Source organism: Nonomuraea sp. NPDC049758 (genome assembly GCF_040674635.1).
GTDB lineage: Bacteria > Actinomycetota > Actinomycetes > Streptosporangiales > Streptosporangiaceae > Nonomuraea.
This window is the reverse complement of record NZ_JBFAMZ010000027.1, coordinates 16,481-37,036: the sequence shown is the minus strand read 5'-3', so window position 1 is coordinate 37,036 and position 20,556 is coordinate 16,481. Positions and strand designations below refer to the sequence as shown.

The 20,556-nt window shown below is 73.1% G+C and carries 19 protein-coding genes and 1 pseudogene; 12 read left to right on the top strand and 8 right to left on the bottom strand.

What is annotated here, in order from left to right:
- Positions 1–7: 7 nt before the first annotated feature.
- The 4 genes from AB0J46_RS44795 (at position 8) to AB0J46_RS44780 (ending at position 3,203) form a co-directional block, all read left to right on the top strand.
- On the top strand, positions 8–532 hold the full coding sequence (locus AB0J46_RS44795; protein ID WP_364341506.1) for a hypothetical protein: 525 nt from the start codon (positions 8–10) through the stop codon (positions 530–532).
- The gene (locus AB0J46_RS44790) at positions 525–1,076 is read left to right on the top strand and encodes a hypothetical protein (protein WP_364341504.1); all 552 of its coding nucleotides are present in this window, start codon (positions 525–527) and stop codon (positions 1,074–1,076) included. Before AB0J46_RS44795 ends, AB0J46_RS44790 begins: the two co-directional genes overlap by 8 nt.
- A 118-nt stretch (positions 1,077–1,194) precedes the next feature.
- Positions 1,195–2,310 (top strand): family 2 encapsulin nanocompartment cargo protein terpene cyclase, encoded by a 1,116-nt coding sequence (locus tag AB0J46_RS44785; RefSeq protein WP_364341502.1) that lies wholly within the window; start codon positions 1,195–1,197, stop codon positions 2,308–2,310.
- Between the two features lie 38 nt (positions 2,311–2,348).
- Positions 2,349–3,203 carry a geranyl diphosphate 2-C-methyltransferase gene (locus AB0J46_RS44780; RefSeq protein ID WP_364341500.1) on the top strand — a complete coding sequence of 285 codons (855 nt, stop codon included), beginning with the start codon at positions 2,349–2,351 and terminating at the stop codon, positions 3,201–3,203.
- Here the strand turns inward: AB0J46_RS44780 and AB0J46_RS44775 are convergent, their stop codons facing one another.
- The 4 genes and pseudogenes from AB0J46_RS44775 to AB0J46_RS44760 all read right to left on the bottom strand — a co-directional run bounded on the left by AB0J46_RS44775 (position 3,204) and on the right by AB0J46_RS44760 (position 7,962).
- Complete coding sequence (locus tag AB0J46_RS44775) at positions 3,204–4,007, bottom strand: MBL fold metallo-hydrolase (protein WP_364341498.1); 804 nt, start codon at positions 4,005–4,007, stop codon at positions 3,204–3,206.
- 42 nt (positions 4,008–4,049) lie between these two features.
- Positions 4,050–5,267, bottom strand: a pseudogene (locus AB0J46_RS44770) (4-hydroxybenzoate 3-monooxygenase); the annotation flags it as partial.
- A 42-nt stretch (positions 5,268–5,309) separates the two neighbouring features.
- The gene (locus tag AB0J46_RS44765; RefSeq protein ID WP_364341496.1) at positions 5,310–6,491 is read right to left on the bottom strand and encodes a cytochrome P450; all 1,182 of its coding nucleotides are present in this window, start codon (positions 6,489–6,491) and stop codon (positions 5,310–5,312) included.
- Positions 6,492–6,504: 13 nt separating this feature from the next.
- On the bottom strand, positions 6,505–7,962 hold the full coding sequence (locus tag AB0J46_RS44760) for an MFS transporter (protein ID WP_364341494.1): 1,458 nt from the start codon (positions 7,960–7,962) through the stop codon (positions 6,505–6,507).
- A gap of 119 nt (positions 7,963–8,081) precedes the next feature.
- On the opposite strand from AB0J46_RS44760, the gene AB0J46_RS44755 reads away from it, so the two are divergent.
- Both AB0J46_RS44755 and AB0J46_RS44750 read left to right on the top strand, forming a co-directional pair.
- Positions 8,082–8,819: a TetR/AcrR family transcriptional regulator gene (locus tag AB0J46_RS44755; protein ID WP_364341492.1), complete on the top strand. Its 738-nt coding sequence runs from the start codon at positions 8,082–8,084 to the stop codon at positions 8,817–8,819.
- 37 nt (positions 8,820–8,856) lie between these two features.
- Positions 8,857–9,216, top strand: a complete 360-nt coding sequence (locus AB0J46_RS44750) for an arsenate reductase family protein (protein WP_364341490.1) — start codon at positions 8,857–8,859, stop codon at positions 9,214–9,216.
- Positions 9,217–9,220: 4 nt separating this feature from the next.
- On the opposite strand, the gene AB0J46_RS44745 is transcribed toward AB0J46_RS44750, so the two are convergent.
- Entirely contained in the window at positions 9,221–10,075 is an 855-nt protein-coding gene (locus AB0J46_RS44745) for an FRG domain-containing protein (RefSeq protein ID WP_364341488.1), read from the bottom strand.
- 87 nt (positions 10,076–10,162) lie between these two features.
- On the opposite strand from AB0J46_RS44745, the gene AB0J46_RS44740 reads away from it, so the two are divergent.
- Positions 10,163–11,221: an aldo/keto reductase gene (locus AB0J46_RS44740; RefSeq protein WP_364341486.1), complete on the top strand. Its 1,059-nt coding sequence runs from the start codon at positions 10,163–10,165 to the stop codon at positions 11,219–11,221.
- On the opposite strand, the gene AB0J46_RS44735 is transcribed toward AB0J46_RS44740, so the two are convergent.
- Positions 11,218–12,090, bottom strand: coding sequence for a patatin-like phospholipase family protein (locus AB0J46_RS44735; protein WP_364341484.1), 873 nt, complete (start codon positions 12,088–12,090; stop codon positions 11,218–11,220). The genes AB0J46_RS44740 and AB0J46_RS44735 overlap by 4 nt on opposite strands.
- Positions 12,091–12,161: 71 nt before the next feature.
- Here AB0J46_RS44735 and AB0J46_RS44730 point away from each other — a divergent pair, with 71 nt between their 5' ends.
- On the top strand, positions 12,162–12,728 hold the full coding sequence (locus AB0J46_RS44730; protein ID WP_364341482.1) for a hypothetical protein: 567 nt from the start codon (positions 12,162–12,164) through the stop codon (positions 12,726–12,728).
- Between the two features lie 96 nt (positions 12,729–12,824).
- Here the strand turns inward: AB0J46_RS44730 and AB0J46_RS44725 are convergent, their stop codons facing one another.
- Complete coding sequence (locus AB0J46_RS44725; RefSeq protein ID WP_364341480.1) at positions 12,825–13,664, bottom strand: NmrA family NAD(P)-binding protein; 840 nt, start codon at positions 13,662–13,664, stop codon at positions 12,825–12,827.
- A gap of 267 nt (positions 13,665–13,931) precedes the next feature.
- Here AB0J46_RS44725 and AB0J46_RS44720 point away from each other — a divergent pair, with 267 nt between their 5' ends.
- From AB0J46_RS44720 to AB0J46_RS44705, 4 genes are all read left to right on the top strand, one after another.
- Complete coding sequence (locus AB0J46_RS44720) at positions 13,932–14,615, top strand: response regulator transcription factor (protein WP_364341478.1); 684 nt, start codon at positions 13,932–13,934, stop codon at positions 14,613–14,615.
- Positions 14,616–14,703: 88 nt separating this feature from the next.
- The gene (locus AB0J46_RS44715) at positions 14,704–15,303 is read left to right on the top strand and encodes an NAD(P)H-dependent oxidoreductase (RefSeq protein ID WP_364341476.1); all 600 of its coding nucleotides are present in this window, start codon (positions 14,704–14,706) and stop codon (positions 15,301–15,303) included.
- An 11-nt stretch (positions 15,304–15,314) separates the two neighbouring features.
- Positions 15,315–16,328: an ATP-binding cassette domain-containing protein gene (locus tag AB0J46_RS44710; RefSeq protein WP_358296344.1), complete on the top strand. Its 1,014-nt coding sequence runs from the start codon at positions 15,315–15,317 to the stop codon at positions 16,326–16,328.
- Positions 16,325–17,167, top strand: a complete 843-nt coding sequence (locus AB0J46_RS44705; protein ID WP_364341474.1) for an ABC transporter permease — start codon at positions 16,325–16,327, stop codon at positions 17,165–17,167. The genes AB0J46_RS44710 and AB0J46_RS44705 overlap by 4 nt, the downstream gene beginning before the upstream one ends.
- Before the next feature lie 197 nt (positions 17,168–17,364).
- Here AB0J46_RS44705 and AB0J46_RS44700 read toward each other — a convergent pair whose 3' ends face one another.
- Positions 17,365–20,535 carry an AAA family ATPase gene (locus tag AB0J46_RS44700; protein WP_364341472.1) on the bottom strand — a complete coding sequence of 1,057 codons (3,171 nt, stop codon included), beginning with the start codon at positions 20,533–20,535 and terminating at the stop codon, positions 17,365–17,367.
- Between the last annotated feature and the right edge of the window lie 21 nt (positions 20,536–20,556).

Sequence of the window (20,556 nt, the reverse complement as noted above, 5' to 3'; positions counted from 1 at the left end):
GACGGCTATGACTTTCGCGGTGGCGCGGACGAGGGACGAGGCGCATCTCTACCTCGACCTCAACCCCTGCGCCTGCGGGTCCACCGACACGACCTGGCGCAACGGGCTGGTCGACGTCGAGGGCGAGCTGGTCAACCGCTACTTCGGCCCGTGCGAGGAGTGCGGCACGCCGCGCGAGTTCGTGTTCGGGCTGCCGGAGCGGCCGGTGCTGCCCGCCGGGTTCCCGACGTTCGGCGGCCCCGAGCCGTCGGAGCTGCTCGACGCGGGCGAGTGGTTGTGGGTGGCCGACCTGACGGCGAGCGACGTGCCGGTGGCCGACCGGGCCGAGGCCCTGCGCACGCTGAGGATCGCCGCCGCGGCGGTGGAGGAGGTCGTCAAGTTCGTGCCGGCGGGCGCGGACGCGGTGCCCGACGACGGGTTCTGGTCCGACCGCGGGCAGGGGGTGCGCGCGGCCGAGCCCGGCAGGTTCCAGCTCGACCGGCTGCTGGTCGTCCGCGACACCTACCAGGCGCTGGCGGGTGAGTATGCCTGAGCAGGGTCTGGGCCGCTCGCTCGTCGAGGCGTACGTCTACATCGACCTGGTGGCCCACTCCGGCACGCCGGGCGCCTCGCGCGGCGCCACCGTCGACCAGGACGCCGAGAGCCTGCGGGTGCGGCTCGGCGACGTGGAGGTCGAGGTCCCCGTCGAGGCCGAGCGCGCGGCCAGGGAGACCGGCGCGACGTTCGGCACCGGCCTGTCGGAGCTGCTCGACCCCGGCCAGTGGGTGCTGATCGCCACCACGTACGCGAGCCGCGCCCTGGAGGAGGGCCTGTTCTACGCCGCCGGCCCGGCCTCCCCCGAGCGGTACGACGCCGTGGCGACCGGCTGGCGCTTCGCCGCCGACGCCCTGGCCGAGGCGCTGAAGTTCTTCCCGCCGGAGGCCGCCGAGCTGCCGCCCGACGCCTTCTGGAGCGACCTGGGCCGAGCCGTGCGCGAGACCGAGCCGCAGCGCCTGACCCGGGCGAAGCTGGAGGACGACCTGGCCTTCTACCGCAAGAGCCTCGACGACTTCGAAAGCCTGCACACAAGGCCCTGACCGGCAGAGTGCGCCCGCCGGAGGGTAAGGCTCTCATTACCGATTGGCTACTCTACTTTTAGTAGCCGAATAACTACTTTCGGTAATGTCCTGCTCCTCCTCAGGGAAGAGGCGCGCCATGCCCCAGTACGCCGCGGTCCCGCGGCTCCCGACCGGCCCCACCGGCCTCGGAACCTCCGCGCTCCACCTTCCGACCCCAGCTCCACCCCCCGCGCCCATCCCCGCGCCGCGGCAGCTCCCGGCGCCCGTTCCCTACGTCGAGCGGGAGTGGGGCGACGGCTCCTACCCGCCGCTCTACTGCCCCGAGACGGTCCGCGACGACCCGGCGCTCGGCGCGGAGGTCGACCGGCGGCTCGTGGCGTGGGCCGAGAAGGTGGGCCTGCACGCCGGGCGGATGGACGAGTTCGCCGCCACCGGGTTCGGCCGGCTGGCGATGCTCGCCCACCCCGACAGCGACGACCCCGACCTGCTGCTGATCGCGGCGCAGATGAACACCGCCTGGTGGGCGGCCGACGACTACTACGCCGACGAGACCGAGCTCGGCGCGAGCCCCACCGAGCTGCCGCCGCGTCTCGCGCTCGTCATGTCGGCCATGGACCCGCCCCCGCCCGCGGGCGTGTACACCGAGCAGCTCGAAGAGGCGATCGAGGCCGACCCCGTGCTGGTCGCCCTGCGCTCGGCCACCGGCCACCTGTCCCGCCACGGCACCCCGTCGCAGGTCATGCGGGCCTGCAACACCACCTTCCAGATGTACGTGAGCTGGACCGCCTACGCCGCCTGGCGCTACCTGGAGACCCCGCCGCCCGTCTGGCGCTACCTCGCGGCCCGGCAGCACGACAGCTTCTACACCTCCATGACCCTCATCGACGTCGTCGCCGCCTACGAGCTGCCCGCCAACCTGTTCTACGACCGGCGCTTCCACACCGCGCTCATGCAGGCCGGCACGGCCAGCGTCATCGTCAACGACCTCCACTCCGTCGCGCGGGAGGCGGCCGACGAGCTGCCCGACTCCAACGTCGTCCTGCTCATCGCGGGCGAGGAGAAGTGCTCCACGCGCGAGGCCACCGAACGCGCCGTCGCGCTGCACAACGACTTCGTCAAAGGCTTCGAGACCAGCCAGCGCGAGCTCGCCGCCGTTCCTTCCGTGGAACTGCAGCGATTCCTGCGCGGCGCCCAGGGCTGGATGGCCGGTTGCCTCGAATGGCACGGCAGCAGCAGCCGCTACCACTCATGACGACCGGCCGCCCCCGGCCGGAAAGGAGCTCTTCCCAGGTGACCGTCAACACCCAGTCCCCCGTCCTCACGAGCCATTACCAGCACTCCGTCGCCAGCTACTGGAACGCCGAGAAGAACCCGGTCAACCTGCGCCTGGGCGACGTCGACGGCCTGTACCACCACCACTACGGCATCGGCGAGGTGAACTGGACGGTACTCGACGGCCCCGAGGACACCCGCGAGGACCGCATCGTCAAGGAGCTCCACCGCCTGGAGACCGCCCAGGCCGACCTGCTGCTCAGCCATCTCGGCCCGCTCGAACCCCACCACCGGGTGCTCGACGCCGGCTCCGGCCGCGGCGGCAGCAGCCTCCTGGTCAACATGCGGTACGGCTGCGAGGTCGACGGCGTGTCCATCTCCGAGTCGCAGGTCGCCTTCGCCAACGACCAGGCCAAGAAGCGCGGCGTCGACGACAAGGTGCGTTTCCACTTCCGCAACATGCTGGAGACCGGCTTCGAGACTGGATCGTTCCAGGCCAGCTGGAACAACGAGAGCACCATGTACGTCGAGCTGTCCCTGCTGTTCGCCGAGCACGCCCGGCTGCTGCGCCGGGGCGGCCGGTACGTCTGCGTCACCGGCTGCTACAACGACGCCTACGGCCTGCCGTCCCGGGCGGTCAGCCAGATCAACGCCCACTACATCTGCGACATCCACCCCCGCAGCACGTACTTCGAGCAGATGGCGGCCAACCGGCTGGTCCCGGTCAGCGTCGTCGACCTGACGGCGGCCACGATCCCGTACTGGGAGCTGCGCGCCCGTACCCACCTGGCCACGGGCATCGAGCAGTCCTTCCTCGACGCCTACAAGAACGGCAGCTTCCAGTACCTGCTCATCGCGGCCGACCGCGTCTGATCAACCGGCCACCGCGGCGGCCAGCTCCCACGGGTCGTGGGCCGAGAAGACGCTCACCTGGTCGCCGTGGTCCCGTACCAGCTCCCGCAGCCGGGCCTGGGTGCCGAGCCGCAGGTCGTGATGGACCTCCGAGCGGGTCTGCACGACGTCCATCAGCGGGTGCGGATGCGGGTCCGGCTGCAGCTCGCGGTGGTAGTAGTAGGCGTCGCCGCAGTGCAGCAGCCAGCGATCCCCCTCGCGGACGGCGACGCCGGTGTGCCCGGCGGTGTGCCCGCCGAGGGGGACCAGCCTGATGTCCTCGGGCAGCCCGTCAGGCTTGATCGAGGCGAAGCCGAACCAGTCGTCGTTCGCCTCCGGGGTGTAGGTGACCCAGTCGGGGCCGTGCGCCCAGTGGGCCGGGCGGTAGCGGAAACTCGGGGACTCGGCCAGCGCCGCCTCCAGCTCGGCGGCCAGCAGGTGCACCCGCGCGCCGGGGAAGTCCGGCAGCCCGCCGCAGTGGTCGACGTCGAGGTGGGTGACGATGACGTGGCGCACGTCGTCCGGGCGGTAGCCGAGCCGGGCGACCTGGCGGACGGCGGTCTCCTCCTCCTCCAGCGCGGGCTCGGCCATGGCCACCCAGTCGGCGCCCAGCGTGCCGGCCGGGTCGCGCACGTTGCCGAGCCCGAGGCCGGTCTCGACCAGCACGAGCCCGTCGGCCGGGGTCTCCACCAGCAGGCAGTGGTTCACGGCGGGGGTGGCGGGCGGGCCGTCGTAGGTGGCTTCGATCGTCCGTACGGATCCGCAGTTCAGGTGATGAATCCTCATGGGGACGATCGTCGTACTTGAACCGCGGTTCAAGTCAACTCGTCAGCCGCCCGCCATCATGTCGCCGAAGGCGCGGGCCGCCGGGCCCGAGGTGAACAGCCGGTCGAGCCGCGCCCTGGCCAGCCGGCGGCGGAACGGCCCGGCCAGCGTCTCGTCGCCGGCCTCGTGGGTCATCTCCGTCATCCAGCGGGAGAACTCCTGGTGGTGCCACACCCGTTCCAGGCAGGTGGCGGAGTAGGCGGCCAGCGGCTCCTCGTCGCCCTCGCGCAGGGCGGCGCGCAGCGCGCGGGCCAGCACGTCGGCGTCGGCGACCGCCAGGTTCATGCCCTTGCCGCCCATGGGCGTGATGATGTGGGCCGCGTCGCCGACCAGGAAGAGCCGGCCGTAGCGCATCGGGTCGACGACGTGGCTACGCATCTCGACGAACGCCTTCTCCCCGATCGGGCCGTCCGGCAGGCCGTCGTCGGCCAGGCGCAGCCGCAACTGGGCCCAGATCCGCTCGTCGGGCCAGTCGGCGGCGGTGGCGTCGGGGGTGCACTGGAGGTAGAAGCGGCTGGCCCGCGGGCCACGCGGGAAGTGGGCGGCGAAGCCGTGGGCCGTGATCGCCATGAGCGGGTAGCTCGGCGGCGGGACGTCGGCGAGCACCGTCAGCCAGCCGATGCCGTAGTCGTGGGAGTAGGTGGTGAGGGCGTGCGCGGGCACGCCGGCCCGGCTGACGCCGTGGTGGCCGTCGCAGCCGGCGACGTAGGAGCAGGCGATCTCGTGCGTGACGCCGCCGGCGTCGCGGTAGGTGACCGTCGGCGCGGCCTCCCCGACGCCGCGCGGGGTCACCTCGGCTGCCTCGAACCGCAGGTCGCCGCCGAATTCGAGGAGGCGCGCCAGCAGCCTGCCGACGAGCACCTGCTGCGGCACGAGCCGGCCCGTCCGGCCCTCGGTGATCGCGGGGACGTCGAGGAAGCGCCGCTCGCCGTCGACGCGGAACTCGAACCTGGTCTCCTGCGGCATGCCCGCCAGGACGGTGTCGGCCAGGCCCCACTCCTCGAAGACGCGGGCGCCGTGGTGGTCGAGGATGCCCGCGCGCTGGCGCTGCTCGACGTACGGGCGGCTCTGCCGTTCGAGCACCACGCACTCGACGCCGGCCTGGCGGAGCAGGCTCGCCAGGGTCAGCCCCGCCGGACCGGCTCCGATGACGACGACCTCGGTGTGCTCTCGCCTGCTGGTCTCCCCGGACATGGCGGTCCTTTCGCCTCGGTGACGCGCAGTGGTACCCGGCCAGGATGATCACGATGATAGTCCGTGCCGTCACCACCGCACGGGGAGACTGAGCACCCCGTGGATGTCGGTGCCGCCGCGCACCGGGACCTCCTCGGGCGCGACGGCCAGGCGCAGGCCGGGGAAGCGGGTGACGAGTGCGGGAAGGGCCGTGCGCAGCTCCACCCGCGCGAGCTGCTGGCCGAGACACTGGTGGATGCCGTGGCCGAAGGACAGGTGGCCGGTCGCGTCGCGGCGCAGGTCGAGGCGGTCCGGGTCGGCGTACCTGCGGGGGTCGCGGTTGGCGGCCGAGAGGGACACGACGACCGACTCGCCCGCCCTGATCAGCCGGCCGGCCAGCTCGACGTCCTCCAGCGCGGCCCGTACGCCGGTGTGGGCGATGGTGAGGTGGCGCAGCAGCTCCTCCACGGCCTGGGCCGCCCGCTCCGGCTCCGCCCGCAGCAGGTCGAGCTGGACGGGGTCGCTGAGCAGCGCGTACGTGCCGAGCGCGAGCATGTTGGCGGTGGTGTCGAGCCCGGCGGCCAGCAGGAAGGTGCCGACGCCGGCCAGCTCCTCGTCGGTGAGGTCGGTGGCGGTCAGGTCGCCGAGCAGGTCGTCGGCGGGCCGGTCGCGCTTGGCCTGGACCAGGCCGTCCATGTACCGCTGGAGCTCGCCGTAGGCGGCGAACTGCTCCTGCTCGTCGGTGTCCACCCCGGTCAGCGCGGCGGCGTGGTGCTGGAAGTTGTCGCGGTCGGCGTACGGGACGCCCAGCAGCTCGCAGATCATCAGCGCGGGGATGGGCTGGGCGAAGACGCGTACCAGGTCGGCGGGCGGGCCGAGGCGTTCCATGGCGTCCAGGTGGTCGGCGGTGATCTGCCGCACGCGTTCGGTCAGCAGGTTCATCCTGCGAACGGTGAACCTGCCGGTGAGCAGCCTGCGGTAGCGGGTGTGCTCGGGCGCGTCCAGGCCGGTGAGGTCGCCGGGCGGGGCGGCCGGCAGCGGGCCGATCGCGGCCGTCGGGTGGTGCAGGAACTCGTAGCGCGAGCTGAAGCGCCGGTCCGCCAGCACCGCCCTGACCTCGGCATGGCCGGTCACCAGCCAGCCGCGGTGCCCGTCGGGGAAGGCCAGCGGGGTGACGGGCGCCTGCTCGCGCAGCTCCGCCAGGCCCGCGGGCGGGTCGAAGGGGCAGCCCGCGGGGCGGGTGACCGGAAGCGTGACGGGGGCGTCGTTCATGAGGATCTTCCTTTCAGTGGGTCGCGGTGAGGGACGGTTCCTGCGCCGGCTTGCGTTCGCCGCGCATCACGACCAGCGCCAGGACGGCGGCGGCGACCACCCCGGCCGCGCTGATCGCGAAGGCGGCCGACATGGCCGAGGTGAACGCCTCGCGGGCCACCTGGGCCAGACCGGCGTCGCCGAGGGCGAGCGCGTCGCCGATCGAGCGCCGGGCCGCCTCGGGCGCGCCCGCCGGCATCCCCCGCGTGTAGGCCCCGGCCAGGACGCTGCCGAGGACGGCCACGCCGAGCGCCGCGCCCGCCTGCTGGATGGTGTCGTTGAGCGCCGAGCCGACGCCGGCGTGCTCGGGCGGGATGGTGCCCATCAGCGCGGCGATGGCCGCGGGCATCGCCAGGCCGCCGCCCGCGCCCATCACGAACAGGGCCGTGCCGGTGAGGAGGATGCCGCTGCCGGAGGAGACCATGGCGAGCAGGCCGAACCCGGCGGCGCAGACGGCCAGCCCGGTGACGATCATCGGACGGTTGCCGAGCCGGGCGCCGAGGCTCGCGCCCAGGCCGTTGAAGAGCAGCGAGGCGACCGCCATCGGCAGGAACGCCAGCCCGGCCGCGGTGGGCGTGTAGCCGAGCACGTACTGCAGGTACTGGGTGAGCACGAGCAGCAGCCCGCCGTTGCCGATCTGGACGAGGGTCAGGGAGAAGCTGCCGCCGCTGAACGTGCGGTCGCGGAACAGGGCGAGCGGGACCATCGGGTGCGGCGTGCGCAGCTCCCAGATCACGAAGCCGGCCAGGGAGAGCACGGTGAGGGCCAGGGCCGGCCAGGACACGCCGTGCGGCAGCTCGATGATCGTCCACACCAGGGCGGACATGCCGGTCGCCGACAGGATCACGCCCAGCGGGTCGGGCTTGGTCCAGGGGCCCTTCGACTCGGGCATGAGCAGCAGGGAGGCGACGATGGCGAGCAGCGCGACCGGCACGTTGATCAGGAACACCGCGCCCCACCAGAACCAGGCGATCAGCGCGCCGCCCAGGACCGGGCCGCCGATCATGCCGATCATGGCCACCGCGCTCCAGACGGCCATCGCCTTGCGGCGCTCGGCCTCGTCGAACACGGTGATCAGGATCGACAGCGTGCTCGGCATGATCAGCGCGCCGCCGACGCCCATCGCGGCGCGGGCCGCCACGAGCTGCGCCGGATCGGCCGCGTAGGCGGCCAGCAGGGACGCGGCGCCGAAGAGGGCCAGGCCGATGATCATCACCCGGCGCCGGCCGTAGCGGTCGGACAGGCTGCCGGCGGTCAGCAGCAGGCCGGCGAAGACCAGGATGTAGGAGTCGAGGATCCATTGCAGGTCCTGGGCGTCGGCGCCCAGGTCGGCCGCCAGGGGCGGGACCGCCACCGTCAGCACCATGTTGTCCACGACCAGCACCAATGTGCTGAGGCACAACACCACCAGGATCCACCAGCGGCGGTTCATGGGTCTCTCCCCCTCGACTTGCGTACGTCGCTCTCGGAATGCGCACACTGTACGCATACGAAAGAGATGTACGCAACCGGGTGTTCGCGGATGCGTACACTGTGCGCTAGGCTCGGGTCATGCCAGCATCGCAGCCGCCTGTCCCCTCGGTCTGGGTCCGTCAGCGCCGGCAGCGGGAGCGGCCGGCGCTCAGCCTCGACCGGATCGTGTCCGAGGCCGTCCAGCTGCTCGACGAAGAGGGGCTGGAGGCACTGAGCATGCGCAGCCTCGGCACCCGGCTCGACGCGGGCGCGACCTCCCTCTACCGCCACGTCGCCAACAAGGACGAGCTGATCGAGCTGGTCGTCGACGAGGTCTACGGCGAGCTGCGCGTGCCGTCCGTGGAGGAGGCGGGCGGCTGGCGTGACGGGCTCGCCGTATCCGCCCACAGCCTGCGGGCGGTGATCCTGCGCCACCCGTGGATGGCGTCCGTGCTCGGCCAGGTCGGGCTCACCAGCCTGGGGCCCAACGTGATGCGGCGCTCGGAGGAGCTGCTGGCGCTGGTGCACTCGGCCGGGTTCGTCCCCGGCGAGGCCGACCGGGCGGTCAACACCGTGCTCGCGTACGTGATCGGCGTGGCCATCAGCGAGGCGGCGTACCTGTCGACGCTGGCCCGCAGCGGCCGTACCGAGCAGGAGTGGATCGACGCCGTGCGGCCGACCGCCGAGCAGGCGTTCGAGGACCACCCGTGGATGCGGGCGGAGTACGCGGCCAAGGGGTCCGGCGACCCGGAGCGCGTCCGGGACGAGGACTTCGGCTACGGCCTCGACCGGGTGCTCGACGGCCTGCAGGCCCGGCTCGACTCATCGGCCGGCTGACCCGCGCCCGGCGCCCCGGCGTGAGAACCTCGGCGTCATGGAAATCTGGATCAACCCCGGCTGCTCCAAGTGCCGTTCGGCCCTGTCGATCCTCGACGCCGAATCGGCCGACTACAAGGTCCGCCGCTATCTGGAGGACCCGCCGTCGCCGGACGAGCTGCGCGCCGTCCTGGCCCGGCTCGGGCTGGAGCCGTGGGACATCACCCGTACGGGCGAGCCGGTCGCGGCCGAGCTGGGCCTCGACGCCTGGCCGCGCGACCCGGACGCCCGCGAGCGCTGGATCGCCGCGCTGTCCGCGCACCCGATCCTGATCCAGCGGCCGATCATCACCGCCGACGACGGGCGCGCCGTGATCGGCCGCACCGAGGACGCCGTGCGCGGCACGCTGCCCGGGTGAGCGGTCAGTCGTCCATGCGGCCCTCCTGCTGGCCGAAGCGCTCGGGCCCGGACATGCTGGAGCCGCCGGCCGGCACGTCGACGCTGCCCGGGGAGTAGTAGCGGCGCAGCCACTCGGCCAGCCCGTCGAGGCCCGGCAGCAGCACCCGCTCGGTGATCCCGGCCTGGTCCAGCCGCCGCCGGATCTCGACCTTGACCCCGGCCGGGATCGACCAGCCCCGCCACAGCCCGGGATGCTCGGCCAGCCAGTCGTCGAGTTGGTACCTCGCCCCCGACATCGCCGACAACACCGACGACTGGTTGACCATGCGCTGGTCCAGCGACGGCGGCTCGAAGAAGGCGACGAAAGGGCGGTCGCGGCCGAGCGCGTCGAAGCCGGCCAGACCGGCGGCGCGTTCGGCGAGCATCTCGGTGCTGAACAGCAGCGCGCCCTCGCCGTCGAGCACCTCGCGCAGCGGCTCGGGCAGCAGGCGGTGCGCGCCCGCGCAGTCGACGGCCAGCAGCACGGCGTCGTCCCCGGGCCAGGACGCCGTGGCGAAGTGCAGCGCGACCAGCGGGGAGAACGTCCAGTCCAGGAGGCGGGTGGGCAGGCCGTGGTGCTGGCCGAGAGCCAGCCAGTCCCAGACGGAAGGGCCGGGGGCGGCTCTGTGCGCGTATTTCCTGAAATTTCGTATCAAGTGGGTTTCTAGGGTGGCGTAGTCGCCCGCCAGCCGCGCCAGGCTGTGCACGTGCGAGTACGTGCTCTTCGCCAGGCCGCGGAAGACCAGCGTCGAGTGCGCCTGGGCCGGGCCTGCGGTGTGGCCGGCCGCGCTGATCGCGTCGTCCAGCTCGCGCCAGGACGACACCGTCACCATCCCCATCCGCCTCCGGTGCCCCTGGACGTCCCTGTCACACCTGCCGCCGAGCCCTTGAGGTGGAGTGGACTCCAGGCCCTAGAGTCGCGGACTATGACAATGCGCTACCGCGTACTCGGCGGCACCGGCATCGAGGTGAGCGTCCACTGCCTTGGGGCGATGATGTTCGGCGCCGTCGGCAACCCCGACCACGACGACTGCGCCCGCATCATCCACGCCGCGCTCGACCAGGGCGTCAACTTCGTGGACACGGCGGACATGTACTCCGCGGGCGAGTCCGAGGAGATCGTCGGCAAGGCGCTGAAGGGCCGCCGCGACGACGTCGTGCTGGCCACCAAGGTGCACTTCCGGATGGGCGAGGGCCCGAACCGGTCCGGGAACTCGCGCTTGTGGATCATGAAGGAGGTCGAGCAGAGCCTCCGGCGGCTCGGCACCGACTGGATCGACCTCTACCAGATCCACCGGCCCGACCACACGACCGACATCGAGGAGACGTTGTCGGCGCTGACCGACCTCGTGCGGCAGGGCAAGATCCGCGCGTTCGGCTGCTCGACGTTCCCGGCGGCGGAGATCGTCGAGGCCCACCAGGTCTCGGAGCGGCGGGCGCTGCACCGGTTCAGGACCGAGCAGCCGCCGTACTCGCTGTTCGCCCGCGGCATCGAGAAGGACCTGCTGCCCGTCTGCCGCCGGTACGGCATGGGCGTCCTGACCTGGAGCCCGCTCGCGTCCGGCTTCCTCAGCGGCCGCTACCGCAAGAACGGCGACATCGACCTGACCACCGGCCGGGCCGCGCTGACCCCCCACCGCTTCGACCCGTCGATCCCGGAGAACGCCGCCAAGCTCGACGCCGTCGAGCAGCTGGTCGAGCTGGCGGACGACCTCGGCTGCACGCTCCCCCAGCTCGCCGTGGCCTTCGCCGCCGCGCACCCGGCGGTCACCTCGGTGATCATCGGGCCGCGCACGATGGCGCAGCTCGACGACCTGTTGAAGGGCGCCGCGCTCACCCTCGACGACGCCGCGCTCGACCGGATCGACGAGATCGTCCCGCCGGGGCGGGACATGTACCAGCCGGACGGCGCGTGGCGTCCGGCGTCACTCACCGACCCGGCGCTGCGCCGCCGCCCGCTCGCCGAGCGCGCCGCGGCCGGCTAGATCCACAGGCTGTGGACGACGGCGGCCACCCGCCGGCCCTGCTCGCGGCCGGCGTGGGCCGCCGGTGACCGTACGGCGGGGTCGAGCGGGTTGGCGCCCATGGCCGCGACGGCCCCCTCGTCCGGGCTGACGACCTCGACCGCGGAGCCCTCCTTGCGCAGCAGCGCCACCTCCTGTTCGAGCGACGTCCAGGGGGAGGCGGGGGCGCCGGGCGGCTGGGGCGAGACCACCAGCACCCGTTCGAAGCCCGCCGCCAGGTCGGCGTTGTCGCTGGACCGCACGCCGCCGTCGACGTAGCGGCGGCCCTCGATGGTGACCGGCGGCCAGACCCCGGGCACGGCGCAACTGGCCGTCACCGCGTCCACCAGGCCCACCCCGGACGCCCGGTCGAACAGGCGGGTCTCGCCGGTCGCCGCGTCGAGCGCGACCAGCACGAGCGGGCGCTCCGGCCAGTCGGTCTCGGGCAGCCGCGAGGCCACCGCCGCACGCCGTTCCGGCTCGCCGACCGTGGGGGCCTCCAGCGCCCAGGCGCCGATGCGCCGGTGCAGCTCGTCCCGGTCATGGGCGCCGGTCAGGATGCCCTGGAGGGCGACGGCGAAGGAGGCCGCGTCGAACACCGCGGGGATCTCCCTGGCCTGCAGCGCGGGATCGACCTGCCGCTGGAACAGCTCCTCGACGGTCAGCCGGCTGCGGGCCTGGGCGCCGACCGCCGAGCCGGCCGAGGTGCCCACGATCAGGTCGGCGTCCCGTACGTCCACGCCCTCGTCGGCCAGCCCGGCCAGCACGCCGGTCGCCCAGGCGATGCCGGCCACGCCGCCGCCCCCGAGCACGAGGGCCCGGCGACGGTCAGAAGCTTCAATTCGGTCCATGAGCATCATCATTCACCAATCAGGAACAAAGCGCGCGTCTCATTCGGGCCGTCCGTGTGTATGGTGAGCCTGTGGAACGTACTCATGATTTTGGGTACAACCCCGCCGTCGAGAGCCTGCGACTCATCGATCACGGGCTGCCGAGGTCTCTTCCCGGCAACCTGAGCGGACGCTTCCGCTTCACCCCTGCCTCCCTGTACGTCGGCGACCGGATCGCGGCGACCGCCTTCGCCCGCCTGGACGGCTTCGGCCTGTCCTGGGTGGACGTCTGGCTGCTGTCGTTCCGCCGCGGACGCTGGGCACTGCGCGCCGGCGACAGCATGTCCGCGGCGCGCAGCGACGACCTGCTGGCCCACCGCCAGGGCGTCTCGGTGCTCAAGGAGCATGGGCTGACCGACGAGAACGGGCGGTTCGACACCAACGCGGGTCGCTGGTTCCCCCGGCCGAAGCGGTGGGTGGCCTACGGGCTGCTGCGGCTGTCGGCCGAGGTGGAGACGGTCAGGCTGGGCGGACGGGAGGTGCCGGTGCCGGGACACGGCCTGCAGGCGCTCGCCTGGCGGCTGCAGGCCGGCCCGGTGGTCGCCGACCTGCTCGACGACATGGGCGAGACGGTCGCGGCGGTGAGCCTGACCGCGTAGGCGCGCCGCGGCCCCTTGGCGCGCCCCCTCCTGGCGCGCCCCCTCTTGGCGTGCCCCCTCTCGGCGCGCCCCCGAGCGCCGCGGTTGGCGTGGGCTTCAGGCCGCGAGGAAGTCGGGGGCGTGGTCGCGGGCCCAGGAGCGGAACGTGCGCGCGGGCCGGCCCAGCAGCTGCGGCACCGTGCCGGTCACGCGTTCCGGGGTGTGCGTGAACGACTCCCACGCCCTGAGCCGGGCCTCGACGAACGCCGGATCCCCCCAGGCGGCCGTCAGCTGCTCGCGGGCGATCTCCGGCGGCAGGTCCTCCCACCGCACCTCGCGGCCGATCTCCTCGCCGACGGTCCGCGCCAGCTCCTCCTGGGTGATCGACTCGGGGCCGGTGATCACGTACTTGGCGCCGTCGTGGCCGGGGGTGGTGAGCACGTGGGCGACGACGTCCGCGATGTCCCGCTCGTGGATCAGCGATCTGGCCGCCTTTCCGTACGGGAGCCGGACCACTCCTTGCCGGATCTGGGCGGCCCAGGCCAGCGTGTTCGTGGCGAAGTCGATGGCCCGGACGAACGTCCACCGCGTCCCGGACGCCCTGATCAGCCGTTCGATCTCCTGGTGGTAGATCGTGGCGGGCTCGCCGTCCGCCAGGTCGGGCACGTCCGCCGACAGGTACACGACCTGCTCGGCCCGTCCGGCCACCGTGGTCACCACCCGGGGATCCACGGGGATGCCGGGCCACATCAGGTACACCCGATCGACGCCGCGCAGGGCGGGCTCAAGGCTGCCGGGGTCGGCCAGGTCGCCGCGTACGGGCTCGACGCCGTCCGGGAGCACCACCCGGACCGGGTCGCGGACCAGCGCCCGCACCTCGTGTCCCGCCTCCGCCAGGGAGGAGACGACATGCCTGCCCACGTTGCCGGTCGCGCCGGTCACCAGAATTCCGCTCATGAAAGGCAGCCTAGAACCTCAACCATAGTTGAGGTCTAGTCAAAGAACCGACTCGGCTGAGTGACAAGCCGCACATTCCGGGTAGCGGCAGGAACGGTGATCGCGCTTCAAGGGATGGGAAGGGCCCGGCTGCGGCCGGGCCCTTCCGCTGTTCCCAGGCCCTCCTGCGCGTCAGAAGCGCGTCACAAGCGCGCCGCAAGCGCGTCCTCATGCGTGTCACAAGCGGTCCTCAGACAAACCTCATGCACGACCGGCATCGTTTCCGGCATGCACCCGACCGGTTCGACCGTCACGCCCGGATCCGCGCGCGACTCGTACGCCGTCCTCGTCGTGGACGAGCGCCCGCTCGGCGCGTCCCTCTCCCGCGCGATGCGCCGCTGGGACGTGCGCAGCCTGGGCGGCGACGAGGCGGTCAGGGCCGTGCGCGGCTTCCGTCCGGGGGCGATCGTCCTGGACGTCAGGGGCGGCGGCCGCCTCCTGCCCCGGCTGCGGGCCGCGCTGCCCGGCGTGCCGGTCCTCTTCCTGACCGCGCCGGACGCCCTGCCCGACCCGTCGCTCGGGCTGCGCGCGGGCGCCGACGACTACGTGATGCGGCCGTTCGGCGTGGACGAGGTCGTGATCAGGCTGCACGGCCTGCTGCGCCGCTCGGCCGACGCCCTGTCCGTCGGCGACCTCACCCTGGACCAGGAGACCCGCGAGGTACGGCGGGCCGGCCAGGAGGTCAGGCTCACCCCGACCGAGTTCGAGCTGCTGCGGCTGCTCATGCGCCATCCGGGACGCGCGCTCAGCAAGGCGCACATCCTCGACCGGGTGTGGGCCTACGACTTCGCCGGCCAGGGCAACATCGTCGAGCTGTACATCTCCTACCTGCGCCGCAAGATCGACGCGGACCGCCGTCCGATGATCCACACCCTGCGCGGCGTCGGCTACGTGCTCAGACCGGCCGCCTGACGTCCCGCTAGATCCCGTCTGGCGGACGTCTGGCGGCCGTCTCGCGCCTCCTTGGTGAGAGCCCGGAACGGGCCGAGGGAGGTGGACGATGACGGGCAGGGACGACACCGCCGGCGGGAGCGCCGCACCGCTCCGCCTCGCGGTGATCATCGCGAGCACCCGCGTCGGGCGGATGGGCGAGACGGTCGCGAAGTGGTTCGCCGGCCGCGCCCGCGACCGTCCCGACCTAGCGGTCAGCCTCCTCGACCTGGCCGACTACGCCTTCCCCGACCGCTACCCGGAGCGCAGCACCCCCTCGATGCGCCGCTTCACCGCGGCCGTCGGCGAGGCCGACGCCTTCGCCGTCGTCACCCCCGAGTACAACCGCAGCTTCCCGGCCTCGCTCAAGCAGGCCATCGACTACGCCTACGACGAATGGCAGGCCAAGCCGGCCGGTTTCGTCGCCTACGGCTCGGGATCTTCCGGTCTGTACGCCGTCGAGCAGCTCCGTACCGTCTTCTCCGCCCTGCACGTCGTGACGATGCGCGACTGGGTCGGCCTCGACCTGCTGGGGGACGACGTGGCCGGAAGCGGCGAACCGTACGACACCGACGACCGCGCGCGTGCGGTCGCGGCCATGCTCGACCAGCTCACCTGGTGGGGCCGGGCGTTGCGCGACGCCCGGCGCGCCCAGCCGTACTGCTCATGAGAGGAACACCCATGCGAGACCTGGCGATACAGACCTCCGGCCTGGTCAAGGTCTTCGGCGACAACCGCGCCGTGGACGGCCTCGACCTGGAGGTGCCGGCCGGCACCGTCTACGGCGTGCTCGGGCCCAACGGCGCGGGCAAGACCACCGCCGTCCGCATGCTGGCCACGCTGCTGCGGCCGGACGGCGGCGAGGCCACCGTGTTCGGGCACGACGTGGTGCGCGAGGCCGACGCCGTACGCGGCCGCGTCAGCCTGACCGGCCAGTACGCCTCCGTCGACGAGGACATGACCGGCGCCGAGAACCTGGTCCTGCTCGGCCGCCTGCTCGGCCACCGCAAGCCGGCCGCCCGGGAGCGGGCGGCGCAGCTGCTGGAGGCGTTCGGCCTGACGGAGGCCGCGGGACGGCAGGTCAAGACGTACTCGGGCGGCATGCGGCGGCGCATCGACATCGCCGCCAGCATCCTCAACACGCCTGACCTGCTCTTCCTCGACGAGCCGACGACCGGCCTCGACCCGCGCAGCCGCAACCAGGTCTGGGACATCGTCCGCATCGTCGTCGCCCACGGCACCACCGTGCTGCTCACCACCCAGTACCTGGAGGAGGCCGACCGCCTGGCCGGCCGCATCGCGGTCATCGACCACGGCAGGGTCATCGCCGAGGGCACGCCGGGCGAGCTCAAGTCGTCCGTGGGCGCCGGCTCGGTCCACGTGCGGCTGCGCGATCCCGGCACCCGTCCCGAAGCCGAACGGCTGCTGTCCCAGATCCTCGACGCGCCCGTCTACCTGGACGCCGACCCCGTGTCGCTCACCGCCCGCATCACCGGCCACGGCCGCGAGGCCGCCGCCGCTGAGCAGGCCTCGCGCGCGCTCGGCCGCCTGGCCGAGGCGGGGATCGTCGTCGACGACTTCTCCCTCGGCCAGCCCAGCCTGGACGAGGTCTTCCTCGCCCTGACCGACCACCCCGCCACCGGGACCGCCACCGGGACCGCCGAGTCCGCGACCGCGCAGGAGGCCGCAGCATGACCGCCACCACCGAGACCGCCACGACCTACTCCCCCGCCGCCGACGTGCTCGGCACCGTCCTGGCCCCCGGGGTGAAGCCGCCCCGGCCGAGCGCGTGGTCGGCGTCGGTCACGTTCGGCTGGCGGGCCATCCTGAAGATCAAGCACGTGCCCGAGCAGCTGTTCGACGTGACCGCGTTCCCGCTCATGATGACGCTGATGTTCACGTACCTGTTCGGCGGCGCCCTGGCCGGCTCCCCGACCGACTACCTGCAGTTCCTGCTGCCCGGCATCATGGTCAGCAGCGTCGTGATGATCACCATGTACACCGGGGTGGAGGTCAACAAGGACATCGAGAAGGGGGTGTTCGACCGCTTCCGCACCCTGCCGATCTGGCGTCCCTCGACCATGGTGGGCTACCTGCTCGGCGACGTCCTGCGTTACACCCTGGCCTCGACGGTCATCCTCGCCGTCGGCCTGGCCTTGGGGTTCCGTCCGCAGGGGGGCGTCACGGGCGTGCTGGCCGGGATCGTGCTGCTGCTCGGCTTCTCCTTCGCCTTCTCGTGGGTGTGGACGATGTTCGGCCTGCTCATGCGGAGCGAGAAGTCGGTGATGGGCGTGAGCATGCTCGTCCTGTTCCCGCTGACCTTCCTCAGCAACGTGTACGTCGACCCGGCCACGATGCCCGGCTGGCTGCAGATCTTCGTCAACGTCAACCCGATCACCCGCCTGGTGGCCGCTGTCCGCTCGCTGATGGCGGGCACCCCGGACGTGGGCGAACTGACCTGGGTCCTGATCGCGTCCGTCCTCCTCATCGCGATCTTCGGCACCCTCACCATGCGCCTCTACAACCGCAAATAACCCGCCACCGCACGAATCGGGCGCGCAGAGCAGGCATCCCCTGCCCTACGCGCCCGATTCGTGCTGCGCCGGTAAGGGCAGTTCTCCCGGGCCAGCAGTAGTACGCGAGCCGGGCGGTGAACTCGGCGGCGGAGACGAGGACGTCGTGGCAGTCCTTCTCTGCGTGCGAGCAGGGGGAGAGCAATTCGGGGTCCCGGTCAGAGGTGCCAGGTGATGGGGGTGGTGGGCTGGTAGCGGCAGGTGGCGCCGGTGGAGATGGTGGCGCGGAGGTGGGTGGCGAGTTCGGGGTGGGTCTGGGTGAGTTTGCGGAGGGTGTCGCGGATTCTGGCGGTCACCGTCTTGCGGGCCCGTTCGGCCTCGTCGCCCAGACGGCGGGAGCGGCCGCCCAGCCCGGCGGCCGTGCGAAGCTCCTCCAGCAGGGCCGCCCTTTCGCGGTCGTACTCGGCCGCCCGGTCGTCGTCGCCGCGGCCGGTGGCGCGGTCGATCTCGTCGTCGAGGACGGACAGGCGGCGGCGGTAGTCGGCTTTGGCCTCCTCGTCGAGCACGGCGTCGCCGCCCATCGCGCGGGCGGCCAGCACGACGTCGCCGCCCTCTGGGGCGAGCAGGGCCACGGCGGGGACGTCGGCGCCGGGGTGGCCGAGCAGGTGGTGCAGGTCGCGCAGGCCCTTGGCGTCGGGCATGTGGGCCAGCCGCCCGGCGAACCTGAGGGCCCAGACCTCGCCGTCCTTGCGGAAGTCGCCCGTGGCCGGCTCGGGGCCCTCCTCACGTGCGGGGGCCTGCGGGGGCGTGGGCTCGGCGGCGGTGCTCCCCTGCGGCGGGAGGGTGCCGAGGACGTGGTGCATGCCGAGCTCGGCCGCCTCGCGCCGGACCTCCGCCAGCACGGGACGGGCCCCGGCGGTGTCGCCGCCGGCCAGCAGCGCCTCGGCCAGGCGGGCACGGGCCAGGACCGACCACGGGCGGGCCCGCATCCGGTCGGCCGACCGGTACGCCCGCGCGAACCCCTCGGCCGCCTCCGCCCACCGCCCCTCGGCCAGGTCGAGCACGGCGATCCACAGGTCGTAGGGGCCGCTGATGTCCCAGCCGTAGTAGGAGACCGCCCACCGCCCCCGGTGCGGCAGCAGCGCGGCCCGCGCCCCGGCGGCGAGCTCCCGGTCGTGGGTGGCGGCGGCCAGCTCCGCCTGGAAACGCAGCCACAGCGGCTCGGCCATGCGCCCCACCCGCGCGCCGGCCGCGTGGTGGCGCAGCGCGGTGCCGACGTCGCCGGCCTGCAGGGCGGTCAGCGCCTCCAGCAGGCCGCGGTCGGGGTGACGGCCCGCCCTGAGCCTGCGCAGGACGTCTTCCTGCTCCTCCACCCTGCCCTGGAGCCAGCGGATCGCCCAGCGGTGGTGGTCGAGCATGACGTCGAAGTCGTGGTCCTTGCCGTCGAGGGACAGCCCCGTCATCAGCGACTCGGCCTCGGCGAAGCGGCCGGCGAGCGCGGCGACGATGCTGTCGTCGACGGACGTGGTGAGGTTGAGGTGGGCGTCGTCGGTGCTGCGGCCCCTGGCCGCGTAGTCGTGGAAGCGGTCGAGGTAGCGGGGGTCGCCCTCCTCGATCATGGCCACCCAGCGCAGGGCGCCGGCGAAGTGTTCGAGCTCGCGGTCGGAGGTGCGCCGGGCGATGTCGAGCAGCTCGCCGGTCAGGGCCACCCGCTCGCCCGCCGTGCCGGGGCCCCAGATGATGTCGTGGTGGGCCCACAGGCTGAAGGCCAGGACGTCGTCGTCGCCTCCCTGGCGGGCCTGGGCGGTGAGGTGGAAGACCAGGTCGAGGGCCAGGCGGTCGTCGGGGGCCGGCTCGCCGACGAGCGCGGCGTGGGCCCGGCGCAGCCGGTCGAGGGAGTCGTCGTGGCCGTAGTGGGAGCGGAAGACCAGCGCGACGCGGGCGATCAGCTCGGGGTCGCCGAGATCGGCGGCGACGGCGCCGGCCTCCTCGAACAGCCGGCGGCCCGCGTCGCGCTCACCGCGGTGGTGCAGCTCGCGGCCGAGGTCGAGGCAGATCAGCACGCGCCGGCGGGGCGCGGCGGCGGCGCTCAGCTCGTGGGCGCGGCGCAGGTGGCCGAGCTCCTCCTCGCCGGCGAGCCGGCTGCGGGCGGCGCGGGCGGCGGCCTGGAGCAGGTCGATCGCGCGCTCGGGGTCGACGCGGTCGCCGGCGAGGTAGGCGTGCCGGGCCAGGTCGCTCGGCAGCATGCGGCGGGCCAGGTCGGGGGCGCCGTCGAGGGCGCGCACCACGGCGGCGTGCAGGTCGCGCACGTCGGGGACGGCGTCGTAGAGGGTCTCGCGGACGAGGTCGTGGGCGAAGGCGAACCGGCCGCCGCCCTTGGTCACCACCAGCCTGGCGATCACGGCGGTGTCGAGGAGACGGTCGACGTGCGCGACGGGGGCGGCCACGGTGGCGGCCAGCACCTGGCGGTGGAACTCGCGCCCGAGCACGGCCGCGGCGGGCAGCAGCTCCGACACCGGACGCGGCAGCAGGGACAGCCGGCGCAGCAGCGCATCGCGGACGCCGGGCGCCACGGCCGTGGCCGAGCCGCCGCTGCGCCACAGCCGGGCCGTCTGCTCGACGAAGAACGGGTTTCCGCCCGTGCGCACGTGGACCTCGGCCACCAGGTCGGCGGGCGGGTCGAGCCCGGCGGTGCGGGCCATGAGGGCGCCCACCCCGGCCTGGTCGAGGCCGGTGAGCGTGATGGTGGTGGCCTTGGCGACGAGCGGCGACAGCAGGTCGCGCAGCGGGTGGTCGACCGGCTCGACCTCGGCGTCGCGGTAGGTGCCGACGAGGAGCAGGCGCTCGAACCAGGTCTGGCGGGCCGCGAACTCAAGGAGCCGCAGCGAGGCCGGATCGGCCGCGTGGAGGTCGTCGATGACGATCACGAGCGGGTGGTGCTGCGAGAGCGACACCAGGGCGGTGGTGACCGCGTCGTAGATCTGGAACGCCGAGGCGGGGTCGGCGTCGGCGGCGGTGACCTCCAGGTGCGGCTGGGCGAGCGCCGCCGCCTCGCCGAGCAGGGCGGCCAGGCTGCCGCCGGCCGACTGCTCGGCCTCGGCCCACTCGTGGGGGGCGGCCGAGCGGCGCAGGGCGCGGATGACCTGGACCCAGGGCCAGTAGCCGGGGGCGCTGCCGGAATCCCAGCAGGCGCCGCCGACCACGAGCGCGCCCCTGCGCCTGGCCTCGGCGGCGGTGCTGGTGACGAGCGTGGTCTTGCCGATGCCGGCCTCGCCGGTGACGAGGACCAGGCCGCCGTGGCTGTCGACCACCCGCGCGACCTCGGCGCGCAGCAGCGCGGCGGGGTGGTCCCTGCCGATCAGCTCGTGTGGCCTGGCTTCGGTTGGCATGACACCCGCACGTTATCCGCC

Excerpts from the sequence above, each read along its gene's own strand:
- AB0J46_RS44750 (WP_364341490.1), top strand. The coding sequence starts at position 8,857 with ATGGAAATCTGGATCAACCCCGGCTGCTCCAAGTGCCGTTCGGCCCTG.
- AB0J46_RS44755 (WP_364341492.1), top strand. The coding sequence starts at position 8,082 with ATGCCAGCATCGCAGCCGCCTGTCCCCTCGGTCTGGGTCCGTCAGCGC.
- AB0J46_RS44790 (WP_364341504.1), top strand. The coding sequence starts at position 525 with ATGCCTGAGCAGGGTCTGGGCCGCTCGCTCGTCGAGGCGTACGTCTAC.
- AB0J46_RS44775 (WP_364341498.1), bottom strand. The coding sequence starts at position 4,007 with ATGAGGATTCATCACCTGAACTGCGGATCCGTACGGACGATCGAAGCC.
- AB0J46_RS44700 (WP_364341472.1), bottom strand. The coding sequence starts at position 20,535 with ATGCCAACCGAAGCCAGGCCACACGAGCTGATCGGCAGGGACCACCCC.
- AB0J46_RS44710 (WP_358296344.1), top strand. The coding sequence starts at position 15,315 with ATGCGAGACCTGGCGATACAGACCTCCGGCCTGGTCAAGGTCTTCGGC.
- AB0J46_RS44785 (WP_364341502.1), top strand. The coding sequence starts at position 1,195 with ATGCCCCAGTACGCCGCGGTCCCGCGGCTCCCGACCGGCCCCACCGGC.
- AB0J46_RS44735 (WP_364341484.1), bottom strand. The coding sequence starts at position 12,090 with ATGGACCGAATTGAAGCTTCTGACCGTCGCCGGGCCCTCGTGCTCGGG.
- AB0J46_RS44720 (WP_364341478.1), top strand. The coding sequence starts at position 13,932 with ATGCACCCGACCGGTTCGACCGTCACGCCCGGATCCGCGCGCGACTCG.
- AB0J46_RS44745 (WP_364341488.1), bottom strand. The coding sequence starts at position 10,075 with ATGGGGATGGTGACGGTGTCGTCCTGGCGCGAGCTGGACGACGCGATC.
- AB0J46_RS44715 (WP_364341476.1), top strand. The coding sequence starts at position 14,704 with ATGACGGGCAGGGACGACACCGCCGGCGGGAGCGCCGCACCGCTCCGC.
- AB0J46_RS44760 (WP_364341494.1), bottom strand. The coding sequence starts at position 7,962 with ATGAACCGCCGCTGGTGGATCCTGGTGGTGTTGTGCCTCAGCACATTG.
- AB0J46_RS44740 (WP_364341486.1), top strand. The coding sequence starts at position 10,163 with ATGACAATGCGCTACCGCGTACTCGGCGGCACCGGCATCGAGGTGAGC.
- AB0J46_RS44795 (WP_364341506.1), top strand. The coding sequence starts at position 8 with ATGACTTTCGCGGTGGCGCGGACGAGGGACGAGGCGCATCTCTACCTC.
- AB0J46_RS44725 (WP_364341480.1), bottom strand. The coding sequence starts at position 13,664 with ATGAGCGGAATTCTGGTGACCGGCGCGACCGGCAACGTGGGCAGGCAT.
- AB0J46_RS44765 (WP_364341496.1), bottom strand. The coding sequence starts at position 6,491 with ATGAACGACGCCCCCGTCACGCTTCCGGTCACCCGCCCCGCGGGCTGC.
- AB0J46_RS44705 (WP_364341474.1), top strand. The coding sequence starts at position 16,325 with ATGACCGCCACCACCGAGACCGCCACGACCTACTCCCCCGCCGCCGAC.